The following is a 14,361-nucleotide window of genomic DNA, read 5'->3' as shown; positions in this document are numbered from 1 at the left end:
GCGCACGAATGCCCGCCCGCCGCGCACTGCCTCCCATCCGGACTTTAACCGTCGGTCCAGGAATTTCACCTGGTCAACCGGCCGCTGGAAGCGGTCGGGTCGCGGACTGTAACCGCCGGTTCGGACTTTCACCGACCCCGGAGTGCGCTGCTTCTGGTACATGGCCAGTGTGCCACGGCTGATCGTGGTCCATCCGGGTGAGTCATGTGGAGTGGCTCACACGTGGGGTGACTGGACTTCTCAACCCGGCCCAACTGTAAGACTCTCTGGTCTAGTCCTTTTTGGATCACCGCAGACCGGCCCGGCGGCGGTGACGACGGCCCTTGCCCGCCGCCGGGTCCTCAGCGATGTCACATTTCCCGGGGGTCCCCGCGTCTCTTCCTCAGCGGGCGCTCCACACGGGAGCGCCGACGTAGGCACAAAGGGGCTGACCAGCATGACCACGATCCTGGTGACCGGCGGCACCGGCACCCTCGGCCGGCTCGTCGCCGAGCGGCTGCGGGCGGACGGACACGAGGTGCGGGTGCTCAGCCGGCACGCACAACCGTACGCCGTCGATCTGCGCGAGGGCGGGGCCGCGCTGGACGGGGCCGTCGCGGGCGTGGACACGGTCGTGCACTGTGCGTCCACGCAGACGGGCGGGGACGAGAAGGCGGCGGCTCACCTCATCGCGGCGGCGCGGAAGGCGGGGGTCGGTCATCTCGTCTACATCTCGATCGTCGGCGTCGACCGGGTGCCGTTCCCCTACTACCGGGCCAAGCTCGCCGTGGAGAAGCAGATCGAGGAGTCCGGGCTGCCGTGGACCGTGCTGCGCACGACGCAGTTCCACGATCTGCTGGTGAGGTTCTTCAACGCGGTGTCCAGGGTGCCGGTGATGCTGTTGCCGGCCGGGGTGTCGGACCAGCCGATCGAGGTGGCCGAAGTCGCGGGTCGGCTGGCCGAGTTGGCGGCGGGGGCACCCGCGGGGCGGGTGGCTGACATGGGTGGGCCTGAGGTGCGGACGTTCGAGGAGTTTGCGCGGGCGTATCTGAAGGCGACGGGGCGTCGGCGGTGGGTGGTCAATGTGCGGTTGGGCGGGAAGGCGTATCGGGAGTTTCGGGTGGGTGGGCATCTGGCGGTGGAGCGGGGTGTGGGGAAGGGGACGTTCGAGGAGTACCTGGCTCGGCGGTTTGCAGGGCGGGTTGGGTAGCGCGCAGCGTGCGGGCCCGGTTGGGGGCTGGTCACGCAGTTCGCCGCGCCCCTGAAAGCAAAAGCCTCAGCGCTCTCGTGGGCTGAACAGGTCCTCTTGGGCTCGTTCTCGTGCCGTCAGCAGGGCGCCCCGCAGTACTGCTGCGCCGCCCAGGGTGCTGGACCGCACCTCCGTCGGCAGGGGCGACATGCGGCGGACCCGTTCCTGTACGCGGCCGGCGAGCTCCGTCCCGCCCGCCTCTCCCACCTCGCCGCCCAGGACCACACACCCCGGGTCCAGCACGGCGACGACCGACGAGACGCCTACGGCGAGGCGGTCGGCGAGGGTGTCCAGGAAGTCGCCGGCGCCCTCTGCGACTGCCGTCCCCACCAGTCCCGCCGCCACCGGCTCGTGTTCAGCCGCCTCCGCCACCACCCCGTACTCCTCCGCCAGTTCCGCGATCGCCGCCGAGCCCGCCAGGGAGTGGAAGCCGCCCTCGCAGCCCGTCGCCGACGGGAGGCCGTCCGTTCCCGGTACCGGCAGGAAGCCGATCTCGCCCGTGCCGCCGGACGCGCCGCGGCGCAGGGAGCCGTCCAGGACCACGGCGGCGCCCGTGCCGTGGCCGAGCCACAGGAGGACGAAGGTGTCCCGGTCCTGCGCCGCGCCGTCCCGTTGTTCCGCCAGGGCCGCCAGGTTGGTCTCGTTCTCGACGTGGACGCGGGCCTCCGGGAGGCGTTCCTGGAGGGCGGCGACCAGACGGCGGTGCCACTCGGGCAGGCCCGTGGAGTTGCGGAGTTCGCCGGTGGCGGGGTCGATGAGGCCGGGGGCGCCGATGCCGACGGTGTGCAGGCGGTCGGCCCCCGCCTCCTTGGCGACCCGCTCGACCAGGGCCACCGCCTGTTCGACCGCCGGTCCGGTGCCGATGTCCCCGGCGATCGGGACCGAGGACTCGGCCAGCACCCGGCCCAGCAGATCCGCCACGACGACGGTGACGCCCTCAGTGCGGACGTCCAGCGCGGCCAGGTGGGCCCGGTCGGCGACGATGCCGTACAACTTCGCGTTCGGGCCGCGTCGCTGCTCGCCCGACTCCCCGGCCACCTCGATCAGACCGGCCGCGGCGAGGCGCTCGACGAGGTCGGCGACCGTCGGCCGGGACAGACCGGTGAGCTGCTTCAACTGCCCTGCCGTCAACGGGCCTTCCTGCTGGAGCAGACGCAGGGCGAGCCGGTCGTTGATGGCCCGGGCGGTGCTGGGGGATGCGGGCATGCCGGGGATCCTTCCAGATCGGCGGCTTGGACTGCTCTATCTATCAGGCAGGGTCCCTGATAGTTTACGACGCCAACGGGGTCCACAGGCCGCAAAGGGGCGGGAGAGTATGAGTGACGTGCTGTATGACCAGGGGCAGGTGAAGCGCGCCCGTTATGCCGTGGCCGCCGTCTTCGCCGTGCACGGCGCCGTCACCGGATCCTTCGCGACGCGTGTGCCGTGGATCCAGGACCATGCCTCGGTGAGTGCGGGGCAGCTCGGCCTGGCGCTCGCCTTCCCGGCGCTCGGCGCCTCCGTGGCCATGCCGCTGGCGGGCCGGATCAGCCATCGCTTCGGCGCCCGTAACGCCCTGCGCGGGCTGATCTCCCTGTGGACACTGGCCCTGGTTCTGCCGTCCCTCTCCCCCAATCTCCCGGCCCTGTGCCTCGCCCTCTTCGTCTTCGGCGCCACGGCGGGCATGGCGGACGTGGCCATGAACGCCCTCGGTGTCGAGATCGAGAACCGGATCGGCCGGTCGATCATGTCCAGCCTGCACGGCATGTGGAGTGTGGGCACGGTGATCGGCTCGGCGGCCGGTACGCTCGCCGCCCACCTGGGCTCGGACGCGCGTCTGCATCACGTCCTGGCGTCGGCCGTCCTGACCTGCCTCGGCCTGCTGGCCTGCCGCTGGGTGCTCGACCTCCAGCCCACCGAGGACGAGGAGCCGCCGCCCCGGTTCGCGCTCCCGCCGAAGTCGGCACTGCTCATCGGCGCCGTCGGGTTCTGCGCGGTCTTCGCGGAGGGCGCGAGCCTGGACTGGTCCGCGGTCTATCTGCGGGACCAGCTGGAGACCTCGGCGGGCCTCGCGGCCGCGTGCACGACCGGCTTCACCCTGACGATGGCGGTCGCACGACTGGCCGGTGACCGGATCGTGGACCGGTACGGCTCGGTGCGCACGGTCCGGGCGGGCGGTGTCCTCGCCGTGCTCGGCGGACTGCTGATCGTCCTGTCGAACACCCCGGCGATGGCGATGGCCGGGTTCGCGCTGATGGGGCTGGGGATCGCCGTGGTCGTACCGCTGTGCTTCGCCGCCGCGGGCCGCAGCGGTTCGAACCCGAGCCTGGCCATCGCCGGTGTCGCGACGATCACCTACACCTCGGGGCTGGTCGCGCCGAGCGCGATCGGCACCATCGCCCAGGCGACCAGCCTGCTGGTGTCGTTCATCCTGGTGACGGTGCTGGCGAGCGGGCTCGTGGCCTTCGCGAACGTCCTGCGGGCGGGCGACCGTGACCGGCCGAAGCTCAGCCGACCGACGGTGCCGGTGCCCGACCAGCAGGCCTGAGGCACCGACTCCGCCCGACCGTATCGGTCTGCGACAGCCGGCCTGACGCGATCAGCCCTCCGTGCGCAGGAGCTCCTGCCCCGCGGCCCTGAACCGGTCGCTCCACGGCGCGGGGCGCAGCGTCTCCGAGTCCAGCCGGACGAGGACACGCGTGCCCTGCGCGTAGGTCTCGGCGCCGTCCTGCGAGCAGAAGCGGAAGCCGTACGTCAGGCCGGTCGTGCCGAGCCGTTCCAGCCAGAGGTGGACGGCGTAGACGCCGGTCTTGGTGACCGGCGCCTCGTACGAGATCCGCAGTTCCCTGACCGCGTTGCAGGCGTCGCCTGCCGCCGCCCAGTCGCCCTCGAAATGGATGCCGTACCCCTGCCACAGCTCGGTCCAGGCCTGCTCGACCTTGAGCGGGTAGCGGGCGTTGTGCAGCAGCCCGAGCGCGTCGAGGTCGTCGAAGTGGACGGTGACGGGGATCAGCCTGCCGTGGGACAGGGCGGGGGCGGTCGGGGCGTCGGCGGTCACGGGTGGGGCTCCTGATCGTGGCTGAAAAGCGAGGGCACGGATCTATCCTAAGCGAGCGCTCAGGAACCCTCGGGCGGCCGGGTCAGCCCGCGATCGAGTCGAGCCGCTCCGCCGCCGGCCGCAGCGCCCAGAGGTCGCCCCTGGGCGGCGCGTCCAGGTACCGCACGGCGTCCCGCGCTCGGCGGTCCCCCGCGTCGGCCGCCGCGTGGACGACGTCGACGGCGACGTAGAGGTGGAACTCCAGCTCGGGATACGGCCACGCGGCGGCTCCGGTGGCGGCGGGCAGCAGGAAGTCGACGGCCCTGAACAGACTCTGCCCGTCGGGACCTTCATAGCTCCACAGGTCGACGCCGACGTGGCGGCCGATCGCCACGAGGCGGGTGTAGGCGACCAGGTCGAAGGTGGAGTAGTGCCAGCTGCGGGTGCGGGCGAGCTCCTGCGGCTGGCCGCCGTCGGCGGCGATCTGCGGGTCGATGCGCCGGGCACGGGCGGCCAGAACGGTGCGCCTGGCCAGGTCCTTGTCGCCGGTCGCGTACGCCAGGGCGGCGGGCTGGAGGTCGTGGAAGGTGCCGTGGTTGTTGGTCGCGGCGGCTTCCTGCTTGCCGAAGTCGCTGGTCAGCAGCCAGTCGAGGAAGTCCGTCCGCCCGTCCTGGCTTCGGTGCCGGTGTCGACCTCGCAGTTGCGCTGTCCGTCCCGCTGTCCGAAGGGGCAGCCCCAGATCTCGGTCGAGTCGGAGCTTCGCCCGCTGGAGCCGGTCGCCGTTCGAGCCCGGTGTTCCTCGGGACGCTCGGGGCGGCGTGCGCGGACGGCCCGAGCGCAGACCCCTATATGAACGCAGCTCATGAATAGAACCGTGCGAGCGTAGGACCCCGAGGTACCCGTGACAATGGTCCGGACAAGCTTCACGTACAGAGAAAGCGAAACCTCACCATGGACCTCGGCGTGCGCTGGAAGCTGCACGGAGACGGGCGGACGCCCGCGCCCGGAGCGGTGGTACGCCCCGACGAACGGCTGTCCTGGCCCCGCACGGTCGGGCTCGGCGCCCAGCACGTGGTCGCGATGTTCGGGGCGTCCTTCGTGGCCCCCGTCCTCATGGGCCTGGACCCCAACCTGGCCATCATGATGTCCGGCGTCGCGACCGTGATCTTCCTGCTCGCCACGCGTGGCCGGGTGCCCAGCTACCTCGGCTGCTCACTGTCCTTCGTGGGCGTCGCGGCCGTGATCCGCGCCCAGGGCGGTACGAGTGCCACCGTCACCGGCGCGGTCTTCGTGGTCGGCGTCGCGCTGTTCCTCGTCGGGGTCGCCGTCCAGCGCTTCGGGGCGCGGATCATCCATGCCGCGATGCCACCGATCGTCACCGGCGCGGTGGTCATGCTGATCGGCTTCAACCTGGCTCCCGTGACCGCGAGCACCTACTGGCCGCAGGACCAGTGGACGGCCCTGCTGGTCATGCTGTTCACCGGTCTGGCCGTCGTCTGTCTGCGCGGTTTCTGGTCCCGGATCGCGATCTTCCTGGGGCTGATCTTCGGGTACGGCATCTCCTGGGCCTTCGACCGGATCTTCGGCCGTATCCACTCGGTGGACGCGAGCGGCAAGCTCACCGACCACTGGCGGCTGGACCTCTCCGCCGTCGGCAACGCCGACTGGATCGGCCTGCCGGACTTCCACGGCCCGTCCTTCGAGTGGTCGGCGATCCTCGTCGCCCTCCCCGTCGTCATCGCGCTGGTCGCGGAGAACGCCGGACACGTCAAGGCGGTCGGCGAGATGACCGGCGACCCGCTGGACGACAAGCTCGGCACGGCGATCTCGGCGGACGGCGTCGGCTCGATGCTGTCCACCGCGCTGGGCGGCCCGCCCAACACCACGTACTCCGAGAACATCGGCGTGATGGCCGCGACCCGCGTCTACTCGACCGCCGCCTACTGGGCCGCCGCCGGCTTCGCCCTGCTCTTCGGCCTCTGCCCCAAGTTCGGCGCGGTCGTCGCCGCGATCCCGGGCGGTGTCCTCGGCGGCATCACCGTCATCCTCTACGGCATGATCGGTCTGCTCGGCGCGCAGATCTGGATCACCTCCAAGGTGGACCTGCGCAATCCGCTGAACCTGGTGCCGGCCGCGGCGGGCATCATCATCGGCGTCGGCAACGTGACGATGAAGTTCACCGACACCTTCTCGCTGAGCGGCATCGCGCTCGGCACGGTGGTCGTCATCACCGGCTACCACGCGCTGCGGGCGTTCGCGCCGGCCCATCTCAAGGAGCAGAAGCCGCTGTTGGACGAGGGCACGTCGTCCTACGAGGGCTCTCCCGGCGACGGCTCACCGAACGACCGCTCTTCCGGCGACGGCCCTTACGACGACGCCAAGTCGTAGGCGTACGACGGGGTGAACGTCCCCGGCGCCCCCTTGCAGCCGTCCGACTCGCCCGGCAGCTTCACCCACAGATAGCCGTCGATCCGGGCCTCGCCCGTGTTCAGCGTGGGCGCCCGGCCCAGCTTGCGGCCGTCGGGGTCGCACCACTCGCCGTCGGCGGGGGCGCCGTTGCCGTTGCGGCTGGTGTCGATGACGGCACCGAGGCCCGCCGGGCCGCCCAGCGCGGCGAGCACCCGGCGGTCGTAGGCGATCTCGTCGGCGGTGCGGTGGAAGTTGGAGACGTTGCTGAAGACCCCGTCGGAGGACGCGGCCGACCCTGCGCCCGCCTGCCGCAGCAGCTCCGCCTGCCTGGCCGCCGGGTGCCAGCCGGAGTGGCCGGCGTCGTAGTAGACCCGCGCCTTCGGGTTCGCGGCCTTCAGCACGCGGCCCGCGCGGGCCAACGAGGCGAAACGGTCGGCCCGTTGGCCACCGGACAGACACTCCGACTGGGCGATCGAGTCGGGCTCCAGGATCACGACGACCTCGCCGGAACCGAGCCCCGCGGCGAACCGGTCGATCCAGGCGTCGTACGCGTCGAGGTCCGGCGCCCCGCCCTGGGAGGCCCCGCCGCAGTCGCGGCCCGGGATGGTGTACGCCACGACGACCGGCACCCGGCCCTGCGCGGCGGCGCCCGCGGTGACGGACTCGACCCGCGAGGTGACGCTGTCCGGCGCGTAGTCGGCGAACCACACGGCCGCGGGCTGGTCGGCGATCCGGGACTCGATGACGTCGTGCCGCGGGTCGCCGGCGTTCTCCCTGACCCAGTCGAGCACCTGGGAGTCGGGGTGGCGGTAGAGGCGGACGGACGCGGACGACGGCTGCTGCTTCTCGGCCTCGGCCCTCGTCGGCGAGGGCGTCGGGCTCGCCTTCTTCTTCGGGGTGGCCGACGGGGACGCCGACCTGGTGGCCATCGACGGGGACGGCGAGGGTGCGGGCGGCCTGATGTCCAGGGTCGGCGACTTCGTCACCTCGGGGCGGGCCTCGTCGGCGCCGCGTCCCTCGCCCAGCGCCGACACCATCCCGGTCGCGGTGCCGACGGCGACCACGACGGACGCCACCGCGACCATGCCGTTGCGGCGCGCGGCACGCCGGCACTCGGCCCTGCGCTCGGCCAGGCGACGCGCACGTAAGCCCGACACCCGCTGATCCCCTCCCCCACGGCGGGTGCGTTCCCCCGTTCTGGGGAAGCGTCGGGCCCGCCGCCACTTCGGCCAGCCTAGGCCTGGGACCCTGCCTGCATGGCGCAGTTGGAACACTTCACCACCCCCGTCGACACCGTCGTCGACCGGATGCGTGCCCTGGACGAGGCCCTTCCGGAACGGGACGGGCTCGCGGTGTTCAACCGCGTCTACCTCGCCGTCACCGAGGCGGTCGACCGGGGTATCGACGGCGGCCGGTTCGCGGACGCGCGCACCGCGATCACGCTGGACGTGCGGTTCGCCGAGCGCTATCTGCGGGCGGTCGACGCGGTGACCCGCGACCGGCGTCCGCCCGCCTGCTGGCGGCCTCTCTTCCAGTTCCGCCGCCATCCCGGCGTACGACCGCTGCAGTTCGCCCTCGCGGGCATCAACGCGCACATCGGACACGATCTGGCGCTCGCCGTCGTGGACACCTGTCGTACGCTCGGCTGCGAACCCGTCGATGTCGAGGACGAGTTCGACCGCGTGGGCGATCTCCTCGTCTCGCTGGAGGAGCGCATCCGCGAAGATCTGATGCCGGGCCCCGACCTGCTCCAGATCGCCGACCCGCTCACCCATCTGCTGGGCGCGTGGAGCCTGGAGCGGGCCAGGGACGCGACCTGGACCGCGGCCCGGGCCCTGTGGGCGCTGCGCGGACTGCCGGACGTGGCGGCCGAGTTCACGGAACGGCTGGACACGGCGGTGGGGTTCGCGGGGCGGATGCTGCTGACGCCGCTTCCCGGTTGAGGAGTGCCCCGCAGGCTCAGTCCTCCGGCAGTTCCACCGGTGCGATCTCGTCGTACACGTCACCCGGTCCCGGGTTGGTCGCGTCGGTCGCGCCGCCGAAGTGGTGCATGACGCCCCAGACCGCGTTCAGCGCGGTCTGGATCGCGCCCTCGGCCCAGCCGGCCGTCCAGGAGATGTCGTCGCCGGCGAGGAAGATGCCGCGCTTGTCCGCCGGCAGCCGGTCCTGCATGAAGTGGGTGAACAGGCGCCGCTGGTAGCGGTAGTGGCCGGGGAGGTTGGCTTTGAACGCGCCCATGAAGTAAGGCTCGTTCTCCCAGGACACGGTCACCGGGTTGCCGATGATGTGCCCCCGGATGTCGACCTTGGGATAGATCTCGCCGAGCGACTTCAGCATGACCTCCATCCGCTCGTTCGCGGACAGCGGCAGCCACTTGAGGCTGTCGTCGCACCAGGTGTAGGAGAGGCAGATGACGGCCGGCTTGTCGGGTCCGTCGTCCAGGAGGTAGGTCCCGCGCGTCATCCGGTCGGTGAGGGTCATCGACATGACGTCCCGCCCGGTCTCCTCGTCCTTGTCCAGCCAGAACGGCCGGTCCACGGGCACGAAGAGCTTCGAGGACTCCATGTAGTGGGTGCGCTCGATGGCGGTCCAGTGGTCGATCGGGAAGAGCGAGTCGTCGCAGGCGATCTTCGACAGGAGCATCCAGGACTGGGCGGTGAAGATCGCCGCCTGGAAGGTGCGGATGTCGCCGTTGGCGTCGGTGACCGTGATCTGGTTGCCCGCGGTGCGGTGCAGCCGGGTGACGGCGGGCCGGGGCTCGCCGTTCATGTGCAGGCTCGCCAGCGAGGTGCCGTGGGGCCAGTGGAGGATCTTCTCGGGCTCGCGCTCCCACAGCCGCAGCGGCAGCTGCTGGGAGCCGCCGACGATGCCGCGGTGGTGGTCGTCGGCCTCGGTGTAGACGACGCGCAGGATCTCCAGGATGGAGTTGGGGAAGTCGGTGTCCCAGCCGCCGGTGCCGAAGCCGACCTGGCCGAAGATCTCGCGGTGCCGGAAGGACCTGAACGCCTCGGAGTCGCAGAGGAAGCCGTAGAAGGTCTGGTTGTCGAGCTTCTCGACGAGCTTCGCCCAGATCTCCCGGATGCGCGGGACGTCCCGCTCGCGCATGGCCCGGTTCATGTCGGAGAAGTCGGCGCCCTCCTCGAGGCACTTGTTCCAGGCGGCGGCGACATCGCGGTAGACCTGCGGCAGGTCGTCGACGGTCTCGGCGTAGTGCGACTCGCCCTTGAGGTCGACGACGGTCGAAGGAGTGCACTCCGCAAGGGGGTTGGGAAACGCCCGGGTCTCCAGACCCACCAGGTCGATGTAGTGCTGGAGCGCGGTGGAGGACGGCGGGAACCGCATCGCGCCCATCTCCGCCGTCAGGGAGCTGTCACAGCCCTCGAAGCCGACCGTCCGCAGCCGTCCGCCGATCTGATCGGCCTCGTAGACGACCGGCTTCAGGCCCATCTTCATCAGCTCGTAGGCGGCCACGATGCCCGACAGACCGCCGCCGATGACCGCGACCTCGGTGCCGTGCTCGGTCGCCGGTATCTGGCCGAGGCCCGCCGGGTGGGCGAGGAAGTCGTCGTACGCGTACGGGAAGTCCGGGCCGAACATGGTGATCGGCGGCTGCTGCGCGTCGGCGTGCTGGACGGCGTTGGGCACCGTGGACGTCATGGGGTACGGACTCCTTGCGAGTACTTCGGGAAAGCGGCGGAGGTTCAGACGTAGAGCTCGGGACGCCGGTCCCGCAGATACGGGTTGGCCTCGCGGGAGGCGGCGAGGAAGGTCGGGTCGGCGTCGGCGAACACCAGCTGTTCATCGCGTCCGGCGCGGGCGCGGGCGACCCCGTCGGGCCCGGCGAGGACGGAGAGCCCGATGAACTCGAACTCCCCTTCCTGACCGACCCGGTTGACGTAGGCGACGTACATCTGGCTCTCGAAGGCCCGCACCGGGATCATCGACTCGGCGACGAACTGGAACGGATGCATCTGGGCCGTGGGGACGACGAGGAGGTCCGTCCCCGCCAGGGCGTGCGCCCGGACGTTCTCCGGGAACTCGACGTCGTAGCAGATCAGGAGCCCGACGGTCAGACCGTTCAGCTCGGCCTGGACGACGTGCTGCTCTCCCGGCGTGAAGTGGTCGCGCTCGAAGCAGCCGAAGAGGTGGGTCTTGCGGTAGTTGGCGAGGCGGTCGCCGGTGGCCGAGATCAGCTGGGCGGAGTTGAACACGGCCCCGGAGGACGCCTCCGGGTATCCGTACGCGACGGCCACCCCGTGCCGTACGGCGATCTCCGCGACCGCGTCCGCGCCCTCCCCGTCGGCCGGCTCGGCGAGGCGGGCGATGTCGTCGCCGATCGCGTACCCGGTGAGGAACATCTCCGGCGCGCTCAGCAGTCCGGCGCCCGCGGCGGCGGCACGGCCCGCGGCCTCGTCGAGGACCTTGAGGTTCCCGTCGACCGAGCCGGGGCGGCCGGAGCTCTGGAGCAGGGCGGTGCGCATGCGTGATCCTCACCGGGGCGGAAGGGGTGGTTGCGGGGGCCATCTGGCGGGCCATCTAGACGGTACGGGCGCCTGACCAGGCCCGACAAGAAGGAGCCGTTGCGCGCCGCCGGGCGGTTCATTGCGCGCGGGACGGCTCCGGCGGCGATTCGTTGCGTCGGCAGCCGAGCGCCAGGGCGGTGACCAGGTAGGGCACCGACAGGATCACGAAGACGGTGCTGTGGCCGGCCCGCGCGCCGAGCAGGGCGTACGCGGCGAAGGTGAGGACCGTGACCAGCTCCGTGCCGAGGCTCGCCACCGAGGTGAGCGTGGCCCGGCGGGCGTCGTCGATGCGGTGCTGGAGCCGTACGTCGGCGAGCACCTCCGCCAGCTGGAAGCCGCCGAAGGCCAGACCCACCAGGGCGATACCGGCCGGGGTGCGCAGGGCGGCGCCGACGGCCAGGGCGAGGGCCGAGCCCGCCAGCAGCCAGGCCATGCCGGTGGTGCCGAGGCGTTCGGCGGGGCCGCTCAGCAGGCTCGCCACGGTGACGAGCGTCCAGACGAGGAGGATCAGATAGGGGACGGTCGCCTCGGCGACGCCGGTGTCGCGGGCCAGCAGCGGGGTGTACTCGTCGAGCGCGCCCCACACCGCGGCGACGGCCGGGATCAGCAGCAGAGCGCCGCGGACGGAACGGTTCCCGCGCGCCTCGCCGAGCCCGGTCCGCAGGGTCACCCACCAGCCGTCACCGTCTGCCTCTCGCCCCGCGCGGTGCTCCGGGAGCCGGGTCGCCACCACGGCGGCCAGCACACAGGCGAGGACACTGGCCGCACCCACGACCGGGTAGCCGCCCAGCGCGAACACCGGCCCGGCGGCCCCGATCGAGGCCATGGTGGCGACCAGCCGCGCCGCCCGGACCCGCCCCATCACCCGGGCGTAGCGATCCACGCCCCCGAGCCGGTCCAGCTCGTCGTACGCCAGCGCCTCCAGTGAACCGGAGCAGAGCGCTCCGCCGATGCCCCACAGGACGAAGCCGAGCGCGAAGGCGCCGTACGACGGGATGATCACCCACAGCGCGAAGCCGACCGCGTTGAACAGCGGGCCGACCCACAGCAGCAGCCGTCGGGACACGGCGTCGGCGAGGGCGCCCGAGGGCACCTCCAGGACGACGGCCGTGATCGACCACAGGGCGAAGAGCGAGGAGATCTGCCAGAGCGACAGCCCGGTGTCCGCGAACAGCAGCGCGTACACCGGGTAGAGCAGCACGAAGTCGTCGAGGAACGCGTAGCCGTACAGCGTGGTCGTCAGGCGGCGGACGCCGGTCGCGGGCACACGTGCGGGTGAGAGTGTCATGAGGCCTTCCCGGAAGGGCGGTTCGGACGTCGTCGGTACGGCGTCCGAGGCGGCCCTCGGGAGGCACGGCTGCTGGATCAATGTCGCCAGGTCATGACACCGATGCTAGACAGCTGCGGGCTCGCTGCCCAGCGAATATCGCCTACGTGATGAGCAGCGCCCGCAGTGCCGAGGGGGTCACCCCGGCCAGGCCGGCCACGACGGTCCGGCCGGGTGCGGCCTCGATGGGGGCGAGGGAGGGCACCGCGAGCACCGTGCAGCCCGCCGCCTCGGCGGAGGTCACGCCGGTCTCCGTGTCCTCGACGGCGACGCACCCCGAGGGGTCCACGCCGAGTGCCCGGCACGCGGCGAGATAGGGGTCCGGCTCCGGCTTGGTGCGGTCGGTGTCGTCGGCGGTGACGGAGACGGCGAAACGGCCGGTGCCCAGCGCGCTCAGCACGGTGTCCGCGACCGACCGGGGCGACGCCGTCACCAGCGCGGTCGGAACGCCCTCGCGGGCCAGCGCGTCGAGCAGGTCGAGTGCGCCGGGGCGGGGCACGACGCCGTCGCGGACCCGGTCGGCGAACTCCCGGTGGAGGGTGTCGGCGAGATCGGCTGCCGGGGCGCCGGTGGCGGCGGCCAGCCAGTCGGCGGTGTGCTCGACGGGACGGCCGAGGACGTCCGCCCGGTCCGCCTCGGTCAGCTCCCGCCCGGCGACCCCCTCCACCGCCTGCCACCACAGCCGCTCGGTGTCGACGAGCGTGCCGTCCATGTCGAACAGGACGGCCTGGAGCGGGAGTCGGGTCATGTCCTTCTCTTTCATACGGTCCGTTCCGCGACCAGCACCGGCCGCTCGGGCAGCGAGACGCTCACCGGGGCGCCCGAGGTCAGGGCGGAGGCCTCGTGGGCGGGCAGATCGGCCTTCACCTCGCCGCCGTCGGCGAGCCGGACGGTGACCCGGACTGCCGCGCCCAGGAAGGACGTGGCGAGCACCCGCGCCTTCCCGTCGGCGTCGGCGCTCACCCGTACCGCCTCGGGCCGCACCAGCACGTCCACGTCGCCCGTCTCCGGCACGGGGCCGTCGACCGGGAGCCGCTGCCCGAGCACGTCGACCACACCGTCGGCCACCCGCCCCGGGATCCGGCTCATCGTGCCGACGAACTCGGCGACGAAGGCGGTGGCCGGGCGGCCGTACAACTCGGCCGGTGCCGCGCACTGTTCGAGCTTCCCTGCGTGCATCACGGCGACCCGGTCCGCCATGGACAGGGCCTCCTCCTGGTCGTGGGTGACGAACAGCGTGGTGATGCCGAGCTCCTGCTGGAGCCGCCGGATCTCCTCGCGGAGGGTGAGCCGCACCTTGGCGTCCAGCGCGGACAGCGGCTCGTCCAGCAGCAGCACCCGGGGCCGCAGGGCGAGGGCACGGGCCAGCGCGACGCGCTGCTGCTGGCCGCCGGAGAGCTGGTGCGGATAGCGTCCGCCCTTGTCGGCGAGCCCGACCAGCTCCAGCAACTCGGCGGCACGCGCCCGCCGTTCCGCCGCACGCACCCCGCGCATCCGCAGTCCGAAGGCCACGTTGTCGAGCGCGTCGAGGTGCGGGAAGAGGCTGTACGACTGGAAGACCATCCCGGCGTCACGGCGGTGGGCCGGGATCCGGGTGACATCCTCGCCGTCCACCAACACCGCGCCGGAGTCGGGGTGTTCGAAACCGGCGAGCATCCTGAGGGCGGTGGTCTTTCCGCAGCCGGAGGGTCCGAGCAGCGCGATCAGTTCACCCGGGCGGACGGTGAGATCGAGGCCGTCGAGGGCGACCGTGGGCCCGAACTCCCTTCTGAGTCCGCGGAATTCGACGGTGGCGGCCTTGTCGGTGGCGGCTTTGTCGGTGGTGCTCACGGTGGCGGCGTTCTCGGTCGTTTTCATG

General features: G+C 71.8%; 11 protein-coding genes, 2 pseudogenes and 1 riboswitch. Of the genes and pseudogenes, 4 read left to right on the top strand and 9 right to left on the bottom strand.

What is annotated here, in order from left to right; genetic code table 11:
• Window positions 1–19: 19 nt before the first annotated feature.
• Window positions 20–150, bottom strand: a riboswitch (FMN riboswitch).
• Between the two features lie 286 nt (window positions 151–436).
• Window positions 437–1,189, top strand: coding sequence for an SDR family oxidoreductase (locus OG885_RS37075; RefSeq protein ID WP_405739338.1), 753 nt, complete (start codon window positions 437–439; stop codon window positions 1,187–1,189).
• A gap of 66 nt (window positions 1,190–1,255) precedes the next feature.
• Here the strand turns inward: OG885_RS37075 and OG885_RS37070 are convergent, their stop codons facing one another.
• A complete protein-coding gene (locus tag OG885_RS37070; RefSeq protein ID WP_405739335.1) occupies window positions 1,256–2,434 on the bottom strand; it encodes an ROK family transcriptional regulator in 1,179 nt (392 codons plus the stop codon).
• Window positions 2,435–2,543: 109 nt separating this feature from the next.
• Between OG885_RS37070 and OG885_RS37065 the strand changes: the two genes are divergently transcribed.
• Window positions 2,544–3,755: an MFS transporter gene (locus tag OG885_RS37065; RefSeq protein WP_405739332.1), complete on the top strand. Its 1,212-nt coding sequence runs from the start codon at window positions 2,544–2,546 to the stop codon at window positions 3,753–3,755.
• Between the two features lie 51 nt (window positions 3,756–3,806).
• On the opposite strand, the gene OG885_RS37060 is transcribed toward OG885_RS37065, so the two are convergent.
• Entirely contained in the window at window positions 3,807–4,265 is a 459-nt protein-coding gene (locus OG885_RS37060) for an acyl-CoA thioesterase (protein WP_405739329.1), read from the bottom strand.
• A gap of 82 nt (window positions 4,266–4,347) precedes the next feature.
• Window positions 4,348–4,905: pseudogene (locus OG885_RS37055) on the bottom strand (alginate lyase family protein); the annotation flags it as partial.
• A gap of 290 nt (window positions 4,906–5,195) precedes the next feature.
• Here OG885_RS37055 and OG885_RS37050 point away from each other — a divergent pair.
• Window positions 5,196–6,632: a uracil-xanthine permease family protein gene (locus tag OG885_RS37050; protein WP_405739326.1), complete on the top strand. Its 1,437-nt coding sequence runs from the start codon at window positions 5,196–5,198 to the stop codon at window positions 6,630–6,632.
• Here the strand turns inward: OG885_RS37050 and OG885_RS37045 are convergent.
• Window positions 6,611–7,738 (bottom strand): glycoside hydrolase family 6 protein, encoded by a 1,128-nt coding sequence (locus tag OG885_RS37045; protein ID WP_405743050.1) that lies wholly within the window; start codon window positions 7,736–7,738, stop codon window positions 6,611–6,613. The two genes, OG885_RS37050 and OG885_RS37045, sit on opposite strands and share 22 nt — an antisense overlap.
• Window positions 7,739–7,909: 171 nt before the next feature.
• Here OG885_RS37045 and OG885_RS37040 point away from each other — a divergent pair, with 171 nt between their 5' ends.
• A complete protein-coding gene (locus OG885_RS37040; RefSeq protein WP_405739323.1) occupies window positions 7,910–8,596 on the top strand; it encodes a DUF5995 family protein in 687 nt (228 codons plus the stop codon).
• A gap of 16 nt (window positions 8,597–8,612) precedes the next feature.
• Here OG885_RS37040 and OG885_RS37035 read toward each other — a convergent pair whose 3' ends face one another.
• From OG885_RS37035 to OG885_RS37015, 5 genes and pseudogenes are all read right to left on the bottom strand, one after another.
• The gene (locus OG885_RS37035) at window positions 8,613–10,310 is read right to left on the bottom strand and encodes a flavin monoamine oxidase family protein (protein ID WP_405739321.1); all 1,698 of its coding nucleotides are present in this window, start codon (window positions 10,308–10,310) and stop codon (window positions 8,613–8,615) included.
• A gap of 44 nt (window positions 10,311–10,354) precedes the next feature.
• Window positions 10,355–11,134: a carbon-nitrogen hydrolase family protein gene (locus OG885_RS37030; RefSeq protein WP_405739318.1), complete on the bottom strand. Its 780-nt coding sequence runs from the start codon at window positions 11,132–11,134 to the stop codon at window positions 10,355–10,357.
• A 118-nt stretch (window positions 11,135–11,252) separates the two neighbouring features.
• Window positions 11,253–12,464, bottom strand: a complete 1,212-nt coding sequence (locus OG885_RS37025; protein WP_405739315.1) for an MFS transporter — start codon at window positions 12,462–12,464, stop codon at window positions 11,253–11,255.
• Between the two features lie 151 nt (window positions 12,465–12,615).
• Window positions 12,616–13,251, bottom strand: a pseudogene (locus OG885_RS37020) (HAD family hydrolase); the annotation flags it as partial.
• Window positions 13,252–13,262: 11 nt separating this feature from the next.
• The gene (locus OG885_RS37015; RefSeq protein ID WP_405739312.1) at window positions 13,263–14,360 is read right to left on the bottom strand and encodes an ABC transporter ATP-binding protein; all 1,098 of its coding nucleotides are present in this window, start codon (window positions 14,358–14,360) and stop codon (window positions 13,263–13,265) included.
• Between the last annotated feature and the right edge of the window lies 1 nt (window position 14,361).

Origin of the sequence: Streptomyces sp. NBC_00028 (genome assembly GCF_045041065.1) — a bacterium.
In the GTDB taxonomy this organism is placed as follows: domain Bacteria; phylum Actinomycetota; class Actinomycetes; order Streptomycetales; family Streptomycetaceae; genus Streptomyces.
The sequence above is the reverse complement of the archived record's forward strand: the minus strand, read 5'-3'. Positions and strand labels throughout refer to the sequence as shown.